The sequence below is a fragment of the Rhizobium sp. KNZ2-6A genome, from assembly GCF_056755475.1.
The window spans coordinates 19,092-33,582 of record NZ_JBNDIC010000027.1 but is presented as its reverse complement, the minus strand read 5'-3'; the positions used below and the strand labels follow the sequence as shown (position 1 = coordinate 33,582).

Here is a 14,491-nt window from a genome sequence, read left to right as displayed (position 1 = left end):
CGTCTTATCTCCGGGCAGCGCGCGTCAGGAGCTGATCAAGCAGGGCAAGCGCCAAATCGATCTCCTCGCGGGTAATGAGCAGGTTGGGCGCGAAGGTGATGACGTTCTTGTGATAGCCGCCGACGTCGAGCACGAGCCCGTAGGTCTTGGAGCCGACCTGCATGTCGCCCTTCATGCCCTCGTCGCACATCCAGTCCATCGTCGCCTTATCGGGCGTGTAGCTGTCGTCCTTGCAGATCTCCATGCGCAGCGCCAGGCCGAGACCATCGACTTCGCCGACGATGGCATGGCGCTTCTGCAGCTGCTTCAGCCCGTCGAGGAAATGCGCGCCCTTCTCCATGATCGCAGCACCGAAATCCTGCTCCTCCAGCATCTTCATCGCTTCGAGCGCGACGGCGGTCCCCATCGGGTTGCTGGCGAAGGTCGAATGCGTGGAGCCGGGCGGGAAGATCTCCGGATTGATCATCTCTTCGCGGGCCCATACGCCGGAAAGCGGGTTGAGGCCGTTGGTGATCGCCTTGCCGAAGATCAGCGCATCCGGCGAAACGCCGAAATGCTCGATCGACCAGAGCTTGCCGGTCCGGTAGACGCCCATCTGGATCTCGTCGACGATGAGCAGGATGCCGTGGTCGTCGAGAACCTTCTTGAGTTCGACGAAGAAGTTCATCGGCGGAATGACATAGCCGCCGGTGCCTTGGATCGGCTCGATATAGAAGGCGGCATATTCGGACTTGCCGGCCTTCGGGTCCCAGACGCCGTTATATTCGCTTTCGAACAGGCGGGCGAACTTCTGGACGCAATAGTGCCCGTATTCTTCCTTCGACATGCCCTTCGGGCCGCGGAAGTAATAAGGAAACTCGACGAACTGCGCGCGGTCGCCGAAGTGGCCGTAGCGGCGGCGATAGCGATAGCTCGAGGTGATCGCCGAAGCGCCGAGGGTGCGGCCGTGATAGCCGCCCTCGAAGGCGAACATCAGGCTCTTGCCGCCGGTGTAATTGCGCACGAGCTTCAGCGAATCCTCGACGGCCTGCGAGCCGCCGACGTTGAAGTGCACACGGCCCTTGTGGCCGAACTTGCGCTCGGCGTCCTGGGCGATCATCGCGGCAAGCTCCACCTTTTCACGATGCAGATACTGCGAGGCAACCTGCGGCAGACGGTCGAGCTGGCGATGCGCGGCCTCGTTCAGGCGCTCGTTGCGATAGCCGAAATTGACGGCGGAATACCACATCTGCAGATCGAGGAACGGCGTGCCCGTCCGGTCGTAGACGTAGGAGCCTTCGCATTCCTCGAAGAACTTGGGCTTGTCCGTGTAGTGAACCGTGTCGCCATGGGAACAATAAAGCTCTTCGAGGGCGCGCAATTCCTCTTCCGAGCGGACGGACTCGGTCTCGCCGCTGAAGGCTTCGGCTACATTCGTTTTCATTCAATGCCTCTCGGTCTGTTTCACGCCGTCTTGAAATGCGGCAGTGCACGGGAGCGTCGCTCGACGCTCGGGAGAACGGCTTCCATCTTTGGAAGCAGGTCGGAAAAATCGTCGAAACCGACATAGGGAATGCCGTTTTCCTCGCAGTAATCGACAAGCTTGGCCTTGGCGAAAACGAGGTCGACCTTGTCGGAAACGCAGAAGTCGCTGCGCCCGTCGCCGACGTAGACCTGCAGGTCTACGCTATCGACAACGCGGCATTTGCAGACACCGGCACCGGATACGCAGCCGGTTGCCGTAAACGGCGGAAACAGCGAATAAGATTCGCGGCCCTGGGAAACGCTGCAGGTCAGCACATTGGCGACGATCGGCAGGCTCTCGATGCCGTGGCGTGCTAGAATGCGTCGGATGAAGTAATCGACGCCGTCGCTGACGATGGTGACGGGCAGATCGCCGCGGCGGCAAAAGGACAGGAAGCCTTCGAAACCCGGATCGATCGCAAGCGTGTCGAGAAACTGGTCGAGCTCGTGTCTGGTGGCTTCGATAAGGGCGATCTGGCGGCGCATGCATTCGCCGGAACCGATCAGCCCCTGCTTCCACAGTCGCTCGATGTCTTCCCACTCGGAGCCGGCGAAACGGGACAACACCATATCCGTCGCGTCTTCGATGGATATGGTTCCATCAAAATCGCAAAACACCTGCATGAAATACCCTTTCGCCTTATCCTAAGTTGCGTCTAACAACCTCAGATGAGCCGTGCATGAGGGGAAAATGATGCGGAAATGAAAACCGGAGTTGTGTTGGCTTTTAGCTTAAGGGCAATCTTAGATCGACTTGAAGGCCATTTCCCCAACGCGGCGTGGAAAGCTCCACCGCGGCCGCAAGGCGATCGGCCGTATCCGCGACGATGGCGAGGCCGAGTCCCGCCCCTTCGGTATGAAGGGTGTTGAGGCGGTAGAAGCGCTGGAACACCGCCTCCCTCTCATGCGGCGGAATCCCAGGTCCGCTGTCGCCGATCGAGATACGGCCGAAGGCCTCCTCCGATGAAATCGAAACTCTGATCTCGCCGCCGACCGGCGTGTACTTGATGGCGTTATCAAGCAGGTTCGTCACCATCATGCGCATCAGCGATTCATCGGTCTTGACCTGGATCTTTTCGTCACCTTCCAACAGCACGTCGAGATCGCGATCGGTGATGATATTGCCGAATTCGGCGATCAGTGACGCGACCCAATGGTAAAGCGTCACGGATGTCAGATTAAGGGGGTGATGGCTGACCCTGGCAAGCCGCAGCAATTGCTCGATCAGGTGGATGGTGCGGTTGTTGCTGGCGACGAGATCCGAAACGATCGCCTGCCGCTCATGGTCGCTGTCGCTGTTTTCGAGCATGCGCAGCAGGAGCTTCACGCTTGCCTGCGGCGTGCGCAGCTGGTGCGCGGCAAGATCGGAGAAGCGGCGCTCCAGTGTCAGCGACTGGCCGAGCTTTTCCAATAGCTGGTTGATCGACCGGCCGAGCGGCAGGAGATCGCGCGGCAGTCCCTCTACGGGAATGGCCGAGAGATCGTCCGGCGAGCGCGTGCGGATCTGCCGCACCACGCCGTGGATCGTGCGCAGGCCGCTGTTGATGCCGAGCCAGATGAGAAAGCCGATAACGGGCACCAGCATCAGCAGCGGAAAGAAGAGATTGAGGAGTATGTTGGAGACGAGCGTTTCGCGAAGCGCGATTTTCTCGCCGAGCTCGATCACGATGGTGGTGTTCGGGATCGGCAGCGAATAGACGCGCCACTCATCGCCGCCATAGGTCAGGGTCGTGAATCCCACCTTCTGCTGCGGAACGTCGGAGAGGAAAGCCGTGCTGCTGTAGAAGCGGATGCTGCCGTCGACCCAGGCGCGAAACATGTGCGCATCGGCATAATCGTCGGCGTCCTCGTTGAACGCCAGTTGATTGTCCATGTTGAAATCGATGTCGTCGATCTGCTTTGCCGCATGGCCCGGATTCTTTTCCAGGGGGCGGCGCAGCAGGCTCCAGATCACATTGGCATCGTCGATCAGCTGGGCGTCGTAGATATTGTTGATTTCCCGCGTCGCGCTGTTGAAGGCGAAGGCGGCGATCACGACGATCGTCACCACGACGACAGGCGCGATGCGCAGAAACAGTTTGCGGGTAAGCGTGGAATTGTTCATCGCTCGATCATGTAGCCGACGCCGCGGATCGACTTGATGAAATCGGTGCCGAGCTTCTTGCGCAGATTGTAGATCGTCACTTCGATCGTGTTGCTCTCGACGGTATTTTCGGCGTCGTAAAGCGCGTATTCGATATCGTTCTTCGTCACGTAGCGGCCGCTGCGCTCCATCAGAAGCTTCAGCAGATGGAATTCCTTCGCCGTGGTGTGCACCTGAACGCTGCCCTTGCGGGCAACCATGGCCGACGGATCGACCTCCACTTCGCCGCAACGGATGACGCTTTCGGTCCGCCCGTCGCGCCGGCGGATGAGCGCGCGCAGGCGCGCCAGCAGCTCATCGAGATCGAAGGGTTTGACCAGATAGTCGTCGGCGCCCTCGTCGAGACCTTCGACCTTCTGACGCACGGAATCCATCGCCGTCAGCAGCAGCACGGGCACGGAATTCCCCCGCTGCCGGATGCGCCGCAGCACTTCCATGCCGCTCAGCTGCGGCAGATTGATATCGAGGACGATCGCCGCGAAATGCGAATTCTCCGCCGCCTCCAGGCCGGATTCACCATCGCGCATCCAGTCGACGCCATAGGCGTGCTTTTCCAGGGCCTTCTTCAGGGATGATCCGAGGATATTGTCGTCTTCAACAAGCAGAACCCGCACGACCAACCTCACTTAGCCGAATTTCATAGCCGATGTGAGCCGCAATTGAAGCGGCCATGTGGCAAAGCTATGACGGATCATTTCCACCTGGCAAGTGCCGCGAGAAAAGCCCGCCGGCTCGTCAGGCAACGCACTGCCAAGCCGGAAGGACGAAACAACCCGGCCCGCAAGGTCAAAGCCGTGCATCGATCAAGCATTCGGCGAGGTGCATTTTGGCTGGATTTCGATCGGGCGACTGCAATATCCCGATCTCGCGATAGAAGGTTTCCTCGGCGAGCGACACCATGCGCACCGGCGCAGCAGGAGGCGGGCTGCCGTCGACGATCGGCACCAGCGCCACGCCCAACCCGCATGCGACCAGGGCCGAGATCCCCGCTATGTCGTCGATCTCGATCGCCTCGTTGGGATCGATTGAGTGTGCCTGCAGAAACCGGTCGACTTGCCGCCCTCCGAAGGAGCCGCGGTCATAGCGGATGAAAGGCTGCTCTCTCAACAATGTCCGCCAATCGTCGCCCTCCAGCCATTCGGGAACCGCCAATACATAGGGCTCACGCAGCAGAGGCTGCCATGCGAGATTCTTCGGCAGGCCAAAAGGAGGCTCGATGAGAACAGCCAGATCCAGCTCGCCGGCATCGATCAGATCGAGCAGATGAAGGGAAACGCCGGGAACGATGCGAACGCGGGTATTCGCAAACCGTTGCCGGAACGGCGCAAGCGCGCGCGCCAGGATCGCAGACTGAACCGAGGCGATGGCACCGATGCGGAGTTGGCCGCCCGATGCGTCATCGGCGGGATCGGCGATATGGTCGAACATCGCGATGATGGTCTTGGCACGTTCGAGCGTTCTCAAGCCGGCAGCGTTCAACGTTGCGGAACGGCCCGTCCGCTCGAACAGCGTCATGCCGAGCCTTTGCTCAAGCCGCTTCATCTGGCCGCTGACCGCCGCCTGAGTGAGCCCGATCCGCTCTCCCGCGGCGGCAAATGTCCCAAAGCGGGCGACGGCGACCAAGGTTTTAAGTTCCGGAATCATGATTCATAATTTTTCCTATGCCTCAGCCTCACAATATACAGTTTTTCATAGGAAAAAATGTATCTTATTCATGACTGCATCCAGTTCGCACCTCAGGAGACTGACCATGAGCGCAGCACCCCTCCATCCGTTTCATCTCGCATTCCCCGTCAACGATCTTGCCGCGGCGCGCACCTTCTACGGCGGCCTTCTCGGCTGCCCCGAAGGCCGAAGCTCGCCGGACTGGATCGATTTCAATTTCTACGGTCATCAGATCGTCGCCCATCTGGCGCCGGGCGAAACTGGCGATGTGGCTGCCAATGCCGTCGACGGCCATGGCGTCCCCGTCCGCCATTTCGGCGTGGTTCTATCGATGGAGGAATGGGAGGCGGCGGCCGAGAAGCTGACGAAGGCCAACATCAATTTCGTCATCAAGCCCTATATCCGCTTCCGCGGCGAGCCCGGCGAGCAGGCGACCATGTTCTTCAAGGATCCCAGCGGCAACGCGATCGAGATGAAGGCTTTCGCCGACATCAACAGCTTGTTTGCCAAATAAACGCACGGCGCTTGCGATATGAGCATCGGCCGGCCGCGATGCTCATATCCCTCGTTAGAGCATTTCCAGGAAAAGTGCGCAGTGGTTTTCCGTCTGGAATGCGTAAAAACAAGAGCCTAGAGTGCGGTCGAACCAATGGCATCGACGGCCGGATCACGCATCCTCAGCTTGCCCATGGCCGCCTCCAGCACGGCGAAGATCCGTGCATCGGTCGCCTGCGCCACATTGAAGCGCATGAAACGGCCCGCCGTGTCGGAAACGCCGAAGGCATTGCCCGGCGCAAGGATGATGCCCTCGGCAAGGCAGGCGCGTGCGACGTCGGCAGCATCCAGCCCTTCGGGCAATCGGCACCATAGAAACATGCCGGCCTGCGGCTTGAGCCAGGGAATAATGCCGATGGCCTCAAGACGTGCTGCCACCTCGGCCATGGTCTTGGCAAGCCGGACACGCAGCGCTTCGACATGCTTGCGATAACCGCCATCCTTCAATGCCAGATAAACGAGCTCGGCCGACAATTGCCCGCAACTGAAACTGCTGGCGACCTTGAGATCGACGAGACCGTCGATCCAGTCCGGCTTGGTGGCGATGAAGCCGCAGCGCACGGAGGCCGAGAGCGTCTTCGAAAAACTGCCGATATGGATCACCCGGTCGAGCCCGTCATAGGCGGCGAGACGCGGCGCAGGCACAGTCTCGAAATCGGCGAAGATATCGTCCTCGATGATGATCAGCCCGGAAGCATCCGCGAGCTTCAGCAGCCGATGCGCCGTCACGGGCGAAAGCGCGGCGCCGGTCGGGTTATGAATGGCAGAATTGGTGATATAGAGCCGGGGCCTATGCCGTTCGAGGGCCTGGCCGAACAGCTCGATATCCGGCCCGGTTGGCGTGAAGGGCACCGAGACGACATTGGCGCGATGGGCCCGCAGCAGCGCATGGAAATTGAAGTAGCAGGGGTCGTCCACCAGAACGGTATCGCCGGGTTCGAGCAGAAAGCGGCAGAGGAGATCGATCGCCTGCGTGCCGGACTCGGTCAGCATGATCTGGTCCGGAGGCGCATTGATGCCATGCTCGCCGAGACGCCTGGCAAGCAGCTGCCGCAGCGGCGGCAGGCCGAGCGGCGTTCCGTAATTGGCGAGCGCCCCGATATCGCCGCGCGCCAGCGTCCGCATCGCGCGGCGCAAAGCCGCCTGCGGCAGCCAGGACGGCGGAAGCCAGCCGCAGCCCGGCTTTAAAGCATCATCGCCAACCTCCAGCGATTGCCGCGAGATCCACAGCGGATCGACATTCCGATCCGACCTTACTCCGGTCTCGGTGAGCGACAACGGCGGCAATGATCCGCAGACGTAAAACCCCGAGCCCGGGCGCGAACGGATCGTGCCCTCGGCGGCGAGCCGCTCATAGGCCTCGACCACGGTGGAAACCGAAACCTGCATCGTCTTGGCGAAACCACGCACGGAGGGGAGCCGCGCACCCGGCGCCAGGCTGCGGCTGGCGATCCGGTCGGAAATCGCCGCCATCACCCCTTCGATCCGCGTCGTCCCGCCGATGCCGGCCGTCGAGATATTGTCCATCCGTACCGTACCTTCAACCATAACAGTTCGCGCAAATTGTACTGTACCGTCTCTGGCTTGACCAGACAAATACGCCGATACCCGCGAACATCAAGAAGGAGCATACGCATGGATAAGACGACGACGGGATGGATCTACGGTTTGACGGGCGTGGTGATCTTCAGCGGCTCGCTGCCGGCGACGCGAGTGGCCGTCATGGATTTCGATCCGCTGTTCCTGACCGTCGCCCGCGCCGTGATCGCCGGCCTGCTGGGTCTCTGCCTCCTGCTTGCCTTTCGTGAGAAGCGCCCGGCTCGCGGCGATATCACCGCGCTCGCCATCGTTGCCCTCGGCTGCGTGGTCGGCTTTCCTCTGCTGACCGCATTGGCGCTGAAGCACGTCACCTCGGCGCATTCGATCGTCTTCATCGGCCTGCTGCCGCTGGCAACCGCCATCTTCGGCGTGCTGCGCGGCGGCGAGCGGCCACGGCCCGCTTTCTGGATATTCTCCGCTCTCGGCAGCGCGCTCGTCAGCGGCTATGCTCTGGCGCAGGGCGTATCGGCTTCGCCGGTCGGCGATCTCCTGATGCTCGCAGCCGTTCTCGTCTGCGGCCTCGGCTATGCCGAAGGCGCGGTGCTGTCACGCCGGCTCGGCGGCTGGCAGGTCATCTGCTGGGCGCTGGTCCTGTCCCTGCCCGTTACCATCGCGCTCTGCGTCATGACAATGCCGCACAGCATCGACGGCATCGGCCGCCCGGCCTGGCTCGGCCTCACCTATGTCTCGCTGTTCAGCATGCTGATCGGCTTCGTCTTCTGGTATCGGGGGCTGGCGCAGGGCGGCATCGCCGCCGTCGGCCAGCTGCAATTCCTGCAACCCTTCTTCGGCTTCGCGCTTGCCGCGGCACTGCTTAAGGAAAGCGTCAGCTGGTCGATGCTCATCGTCACGATCGCTGTCGTCGGCTGTGTCGCCGGCGCCCGAAAATTCGCGCGCTAGAGCATTTCCGCTTTTCTTCGAATCGCGAAAAAGCTCTATCTTTTTTGTTTGCTTACGCATTCCGGACGGAAAACCGCTACGCACTTTTCCTGGAAATGCTCGAAGCCATCGAGCCGAGCGAGGGCCTTGCCGCTTGACTTTCTAAACCGATCGGTCTATATGAAACCTATCAGTTTAGAAGGAGATCATCATGCCGACCCCTCTCGTCCCGCCTTTCACCCGCGAAACCGCCATCGCCAAGGTCCGCATGGCCGAGGATGGCTGGAACAGCCGCGATCCGGAGCGTGTCTCCAAGGTCTATACGGAGGACAGCCAGTGGCGGAACCGCGCCGAATTCCCGCGCGGCCGCAAGGAAATCGTCGAATTCCTGACGCGCAAATGGGCGAAAGAACTGGACTATCGGCTGATCAAGGAACTCTGGGCTTTCGAGGGCAACCGCATCGCCGTGCGCTTTGCCTATGAATGGCGTGACGATAGCGGCCACTGGTTCCGCTCCTACGGCAACGAGAACTGGGAGTTCGATGCCGAAGGCTTGATGCAGCGCCGTTTCGCCTCCATCAACGACATGCCGATCAAGGCGGAAGACCGGAAATTCCATTGGCCGCTCGGCCGCCGGCCGGACGACCATCCGGGCCTCTCCGAACTTGGCCTTTGAGTGAGATGGTGCGCACCGTCTTCGAAAAACCCGATGCCATTGCCCTTGTCGCCGAAGTTTTTCGCGAACTCGGCTACGAGGGTGCGTCGATGAGCGAGATCACCGCCCGCACGAAACTGTCGAAAGGCAGCCTCTATCACTTCTTCCCCGGCGGCAAGGAGCAGATGGCGGCGGAGATCATGGCCCATATCGATGCCTGGTTCGTCACGGAAATGTTCGAGCCGCTCAAGGGGGAGGAACCGCGCGCGGCGATCGCCCGCATGTGGGAGACGACGGATCGCTATTTCCGCTCCGGCCGCCGCGTCTGCCTGATCGGCGCCTTTGCGCTGGACGAAACGCGCGATCGCTTCTCCGCCGCCATCCGCGGCTATTTCCATCGCTGGATCGAGGCGCTCGCCAGCGCTTTGCTCAAGGCGGGGCTGTCAGACGCGGAGGCAAAAACGCTCGCGGAAGAAGCCGTCATCGGCATTCAAGGCGCATTGACGCTTGCCAGGGCGCTTGGCGATGAGACGATTTTCGGCAGATCCCTTGCGCGACTGAAGCAAAGGCTGGAAACCGCAACCGATTAGCCCATTCGGCCGGTGCGAATCGCTGGCGACTGCTCGATGGCACCGACCGGGGGATGGGCGATTCGCTCGCCTCAACGACGGAAAACCGCCGAAACCGCTATTCAGGGCGGCGGGAATGTGCACGACGGCATGATAAGGCCTTGATCTTAAACAATCCTCCATAAATGCATGGCAATATTAACCATGTTTGATTTGCAACTATCCAGGCTCCTGTGCTCATCAGGGAACGGGAGCGCCGAGGAGACGGATAGAAAATGCTGCAACAGGTACACGACATTGACGATGCGCTGATCGATCAACTGCAACGTTCGGCGTTCGACTATTTCATGCTCTACACCAATCCGGAAAACGGACTGGTGGCGGACACCTCCATCAAGACGAGCCATTGCAGCATTGCCGCGGTCGGCTTTGCGCTGTCGAGCTACCCGGTCGCCGTCGAGCGCGGATGGATCAGCCGGGCCGATGCCGCCAAACGGGTGCTGACCGCTCTCGATTTCTTCGCCAACAGCGACCAGGGCACAGAGCGTGGCGCCACCGGCCATCGCGGCTTCTACTATCACTTCCTCTATATGGAGACGGGCAACCGCGCCTGGAACAGCGAGCTTTCGACCATCGATACCGGCCTGCTGCTGCTCGGCGTCCTGACGGCTGCCGCCTATTTCAATGGCGCCAGCCAGGCCGAGCGCGATATCCGCAAGCAGGCGAAATTCCTCTACGAGCGCTGCGACTGGCATTGGGCGCTGAACAAGGGCCAGACCATCAGCATGGGCTGGAAGCCGACGAGCGGCTTCCTGCGCTGGCGATATCAGGGCTATGACGAGGCGATCTTCCTCTATGTGCTGGCGCTCGCCTCGCCCACGCATGCGATCCCGTCCTCGAGCTACGATGCCTTCGCCTCGACCTATACCTGGATGATGGTCAAGGAAACGCCCTTCCTCTATGCGGGACCACTCTTCATCCATCTTTTCTCGCATGCCTGGATCGACTTCCGCGGCATCCGCGACAAGCATGTGGCCGACAAGGATACCGATTACTTCCGCAACACGCAGACGGCGATCGCTGTGCAGCGCGATTACACGGAACGCAATCCCGGCCATTTCACCGGCTATACGAAGGATATTTGGGGTCTTTCCGCCTGCGATGGTCCGAACCCAAGCGGCACCAAGCATAGCCTGCGCTATGCCCCGAAGGTCTTCGGCTATGCCGCCCGCGGCGCCCCGCTCGGTCCCGATGACGGCACCATCGCCCCCTGGGGACCACTCTCCTGCCTGGCTTTCGACCGTCAGGCCGCGCTCGACGGCACGCGGGCACTGCTGTCAACCTATCCCAACCTGCTGCTCGACGGCCGTTTCCCCGGCGGCTTCAATCCGAGCGTCATGGGATCCGGCTCCGGCCCGGAAGGCTGGGTGGACGACCGTTCGGTCGCCATCGACCAGGGCCTGCTGGTCATGATGATCGAAAACGCCCGCACGGGCATGATCTGGGACCTGATGCGGAAGTCGCCGATTCTTCGCAACGGCCTGGAACGCGCCGGCTTCAGCGGCGGCTGGCTGGACGAGAAGCCGGCTATCGCCTGATCTGTTAATCGCGGGGTGGTCGTCAGTCGTCCTCGTCAACATAGCGACCATGTGCCTGGCCCCTCACACCGCAATGCGGGGAGAGGGGACAATAGAGCCAACCAACTAGCCTCTCACCCGCGCAGCGCCGTGTTTTGCACGAGAACTCCCTCTCCCCGCAGGCGGGGAGAGGGTTGGGGTGAGGGGCCGTGTGTGAAAGCGCGGCAAAAACACACTTACCCGGCCATCATCTGCAGCGCCTCAAAGCTCCTTGCTCATCTCGGCGTTACGCCACGTCGAACTTGACGCCCTGGGCCAATGGCAGCGTGCGTCCGTAGTTGATCGTGTTGGTCGCCCGGCGCATGTAGGCTTTCCAGGCATCGGAACCGGATTCGCGGCCGCCGCCCGTTTCCTTTTCGCCGCCGAAAGCACCGCCGATCTCGGCGCCGGAGGGACCGAGATTGACGTTGGCGATGCCGCAATCCGAACCGCGCGCGGAGACGAACGTCTCGGCTTCCCGCATGTCATTGGTGAAGATCGAGGAGGACAGGCCCTGCGGCACGGCATTGTGCAGCGCGAGTGCTTTGTCGAAATCGCTGTATTTCATCACATAGAGGATCGGAGCGAAGGTTTCCTGCTCGACCGGGCCAGTCTGCTCGGGCATTTCGACCAGCGCCGGGCGGACGTAGAAGGCATCGGCAGAACCATTTTCGACACGCTCGCCGCCGGTGACCGTACCGCCGGCCGCCTTCGCAGCGGCAAGAGCCGCTTGCATGCGGTCGAAGGCCTGCCGGTCGATCAGCGGGCCGACGAGGGTTCCGGCTTCGAGCGGATTGCCGATTGTCACCGAACCATAGGCCTTCCGCAGACGCGGAACGAGCTGATCATAGACACTTTCGTGAACGAAGAGGCGCCGCAGCGTCGTGCAGCGCTGGCCGGCCGTGCCCATCGCGGAAAAGGCGACGCCGCGGAGGGTCAGGTCGAGATCGGCGGTCGGGCAGACGATCGCGGCATTGTTGCCGCCGAGCTCGAGGATGGCGCGGGCGAAACGGCCGGCAAGACGCGGGCCGACCGCGCGGCCCATGGCCGTCGATCCGGTCGCCGAGACCAGCGGCACCTGCGGATGATCGACCAGCAGCTCGCCGAGATCGCGGCCGCCGATCAACAGCGTCGAAAGATTGGCCGGCGCCTCGCCGCCCTCGACGACATAACGCTTCAGCGCCTTTTCGAACAAGGCCTGCACGGCAAGCGCCGTCAACGGCGTCTTTTCCGACGGCTTCCAGATGGTGGAATTGCCGCAGACGATGGCAAGTGCTGCGTTCCAAGACCAGACGGCAACGGGAAAATTGAAGGCCGAGATGATGCCGATCGCGCCCAGCGGATGCCAGCTTTCCATCATCCGGTGCTCGGAGCGCTCGGTGGCGATGGTGAGGCCATAGAGCTGGCGGGAAAGACCGACGGCGAAGTCGCAGATATCGATCATCTCCTGCACTTCACCGAGGCCCTCGGAGGTGATCTTGCCCACTTCGATGGAGACAAGACGGCCGAGAGCGGCCTTGCCGGCGCGCAGCTCCTCGCCCAGCAGGCGGATCAGCTCGCCGCGCTTCGGCGCCGGCACATTGCGCCATGCGAGAAACGCCTCATGCGCCGCCGCGATCGCAGCCTTCGCCTCACCGGCCGAATGCTCCTTCAGTCGGCCGATTTCGGCGCCGGTGACCGGCGAGGTGACCACAAGCGTTCCGCCGGTATAGCGATCGGCCGATACGCCAAGCTCGGTCAATATTGCCTTGGTTTCGGCAGCAAGATCTGATGTCGCGGTCATCTTGTTTCCTCTTCCCGTGATGCTGGTTCGTTGTTTTTAGACTCGAGCGCCGACGAAATGGGCGGCCTGGGCGCCGGCCTCGTACCACATTTCCTTTGCCGCCCTGAAGCTAGGCTCGACAATGTCGGTCACCGGCAGCGGCAGATCGGCCTCGGAAATCTGCCCGAGAATATGGCCGGCAAGCACCTTGCCGAATACGGTGCCCGGCGCGATGCCGCGGCCATTATAGCCGGAGAAGCCTACGACATTCTGGTCCAACTTGTGGAAGCGTGGCAACGCATTGTCGGTCATGCCGATCTTGCCATACCATTCGCATTCGAAGGGAATGTCGCCGAGCTGCGGAAAAAGCTTCCTGATCGACCGCCGCGCCCAGTTCTTGTGGATGGCAAGGCCGGTATTGCGCAGCGCGCCGACGCTGCCGAAGACGAGCCGGCCCGCCTGGTCCATGCGGAAGGACGAGAGCACTTCCTTGGTATCCCAAGCCCCTTCGCGACCGGGCAGAACGGACTTGCGTAAGTTGTCGCCGAGCGGCACGGTGGCGAAATTGAAATAGGGCAGATGCACCTGCTCGTTCCGGACTGCCTCCCAGGGGCCGGTGCTATAGGCATCCGTCGCGACGACGATCCAATCAGCGCTGACCTTGCCGCCATCGGTCGAAACCACCCATTTCGCACCACTTCTTTCGGTCGACGTCACGCGGCTGCCGGTATGAACCGTAACGCCTGCCTTCACCACGGCATGGGCAAGTCCGCGCGCATAGGCAAGCGGTTGCAGCGTGCCGGCGCGCATGTCGAGCAGCGCGCCTGCATAAGCCGAACTGCCGACGCGACGCTCCGTTTCCCGCGCATCGAGCACCGTCACCGGCGCGCCGCGCTTTCCCCATTGCCGCGCGCGCTCCTCGATCTCCTTCAACCCTTCGGGGCCGACGGCACAATGCAGCGTGCCGTTGCGCTCAAGCTCACAGGCAATGCCGTGCTTGTCGATCAGCTCCATGACCAGCTTCGGCCCATTGCCAAGCAGATCGAGCAGCCGCTCGCCGTGAACGGCGCCGAGTTCGCCCGGCAAATCGTCCGGCATCACCCACATGCCGGCATTGATGAGGCCGACATTGCGCCCCGCGCCGCCAAAACCGATTTCATTGGCTTCCAGCAGCACGACACTCGTGCCGGCCTCTGCCAGATGCAGCGCCGTCGAAAGACCGGTATAGCCGCCGCCGACCACCGCGACATCGGCGGAGACCTCGCCGGAAAGCGGCTTCGTCGCCGGCGGTGGGGGAGCGGTCTTTTCCCAAAGGCCGTGGGAGCGCGGGTCATTCAGCATGAAATCGGTCCAATCGAGAGAGCTAATGGCACCAATCTAGCGCCATGCTCGAAATTGCGGAAGCGGCAAGAGCGACATCCGATGGACATGGCATGATGCCAAAAAATCATCGGCTCTGGAGAAAAACTTGCATGGCGGCGGCGCTTTCGACCATGATAGAGAAAAAGCCGATCGCCATCGCGGTCGCAGGCAAAAGCAGGACAC

At 61.6% G+C, this 14,491-nt stretch carries 13 protein-coding genes; 5 read left to right on the top strand and 8 right to left on the bottom strand.

The window, feature by feature from the left end; genetic code table 11:
• Window positions 1–4: 4 nt before the first annotated feature.
• The 5 genes from ACPYOP_RS18935 to ACPYOP_RS18915 all read right to left on the bottom strand — a co-directional run bounded on the left by ACPYOP_RS18935 (window position 5) and on the right by ACPYOP_RS18915 (window position 5,290).
• Window positions 5–1,423 (bottom strand): aspartate aminotransferase family protein, encoded by a 1,419-nt coding sequence (locus ACPYOP_RS18935; protein ID WP_481411883.1) that lies wholly within the window; start codon window positions 1,421–1,423, stop codon window positions 5–7.
• A 20-nt stretch (window positions 1,424–1,443) separates the two neighbouring features.
• The gene (locus ACPYOP_RS18930) at window positions 1,444–2,127 is read right to left on the bottom strand and encodes an MtnX-like HAD-IB family phosphatase (RefSeq protein ID WP_481411882.1); all 684 of its coding nucleotides are present in this window, start codon (window positions 2,125–2,127) and stop codon (window positions 1,444–1,446) included.
• Between the two features lie 103 nt (window positions 2,128–2,230).
• A complete protein-coding gene (locus ACPYOP_RS18925) occupies window positions 2,231–3,607 on the bottom strand; it encodes a sensor histidine kinase (protein WP_481411881.1) in 1,377 nt (458 codons plus the stop codon).
• Window positions 3,604–4,260, bottom strand: coding sequence for a response regulator transcription factor (locus tag ACPYOP_RS18920; protein ID WP_112341725.1), 657 nt, complete (start codon window positions 4,258–4,260; stop codon window positions 3,604–3,606). The genes ACPYOP_RS18925 and ACPYOP_RS18920 overlap by 4 nt, the downstream gene beginning before the upstream one ends.
• 172 nt (window positions 4,261–4,432) lie before the next feature.
• A complete protein-coding gene (locus tag ACPYOP_RS18915) occupies window positions 4,433–5,290 on the bottom strand; it encodes a LysR family transcriptional regulator (protein WP_481411880.1) in 858 nt (285 codons plus the stop codon).
• A 106-nt stretch (window positions 5,291–5,396) separates the two neighbouring features.
• Here ACPYOP_RS18915 and ACPYOP_RS18910 point away from each other — a divergent pair, with 106 nt between their 5' ends.
• A complete protein-coding gene (locus ACPYOP_RS18910) occupies window positions 5,397–5,825 on the top strand; it encodes a VOC family protein (protein WP_481411879.1) in 429 nt (142 codons plus the stop codon).
• Between the two features lie 116 nt (window positions 5,826–5,941).
• On the opposite strand, the gene ACPYOP_RS18905 is transcribed toward ACPYOP_RS18910, so the two are convergent.
• Window positions 5,942–7,393: an aminotransferase-like domain-containing protein gene (locus ACPYOP_RS18905; protein WP_481411878.1), complete on the bottom strand. Its 1,452-nt coding sequence runs from the start codon at window positions 7,391–7,393 to the stop codon at window positions 5,942–5,944.
• A gap of 108 nt (window positions 7,394–7,501) precedes the next feature.
• Between ACPYOP_RS18905 and ACPYOP_RS18900 the strand changes: the two genes are divergently transcribed.
• The 4 genes from ACPYOP_RS18900 (at window position 7,502) to ACPYOP_RS18885 (ending at window position 11,166) form a co-directional block, all read left to right on the top strand.
• Window positions 7,502–8,365: a DMT family transporter gene (locus tag ACPYOP_RS18900; RefSeq protein ID WP_481411877.1), complete on the top strand. Its 864-nt coding sequence runs from the start codon at window positions 7,502–7,504 to the stop codon at window positions 8,363–8,365.
• 190 nt (window positions 8,366–8,555) lie between these two features.
• Entirely contained in the window at window positions 8,556–9,020 is a 465-nt protein-coding gene (locus tag ACPYOP_RS18895) for a nuclear transport factor 2 family protein (RefSeq protein WP_481411876.1), read from the top strand.
• A 5-nt stretch (window positions 9,021–9,025) separates the two neighbouring features.
• The gene (locus ACPYOP_RS18890) at window positions 9,026–9,589 is read left to right on the top strand and encodes a TetR/AcrR family transcriptional regulator (RefSeq protein WP_481411935.1); all 564 of its coding nucleotides are present in this window, start codon (window positions 9,026–9,028) and stop codon (window positions 9,587–9,589) included.
• A gap of 254 nt (window positions 9,590–9,843) precedes the next feature.
• Entirely contained in the window at window positions 9,844–11,166 is a 1,323-nt protein-coding gene (locus ACPYOP_RS18885) for a glucoamylase family protein (RefSeq protein WP_481411875.1), read from the top strand.
• A 265-nt stretch (window positions 11,167–11,431) separates the two neighbouring features.
• On the opposite strand, the gene amaB is transcribed toward ACPYOP_RS18885, so the two are convergent.
• Both amaB and ACPYOP_RS18875 read right to left on the bottom strand, forming a co-directional pair.
• Window positions 11,432–12,967: an L-piperidine-6-carboxylate dehydrogenase gene (amaB, locus tag ACPYOP_RS18880; protein ID WP_481411874.1), complete on the bottom strand. Its 1,536-nt coding sequence runs from the start codon at window positions 12,965–12,967 to the stop codon at window positions 11,432–11,434.
• Window positions 12,968–13,003: 36 nt separating this feature from the next.
• A complete protein-coding gene (locus ACPYOP_RS18875; RefSeq protein WP_481411873.1) occupies window positions 13,004–14,287 on the bottom strand; it encodes an NAD(P)/FAD-dependent oxidoreductase in 1,284 nt (427 codons plus the stop codon).
• Window positions 14,288–14,491: the final 204 nt, after the last annotated feature.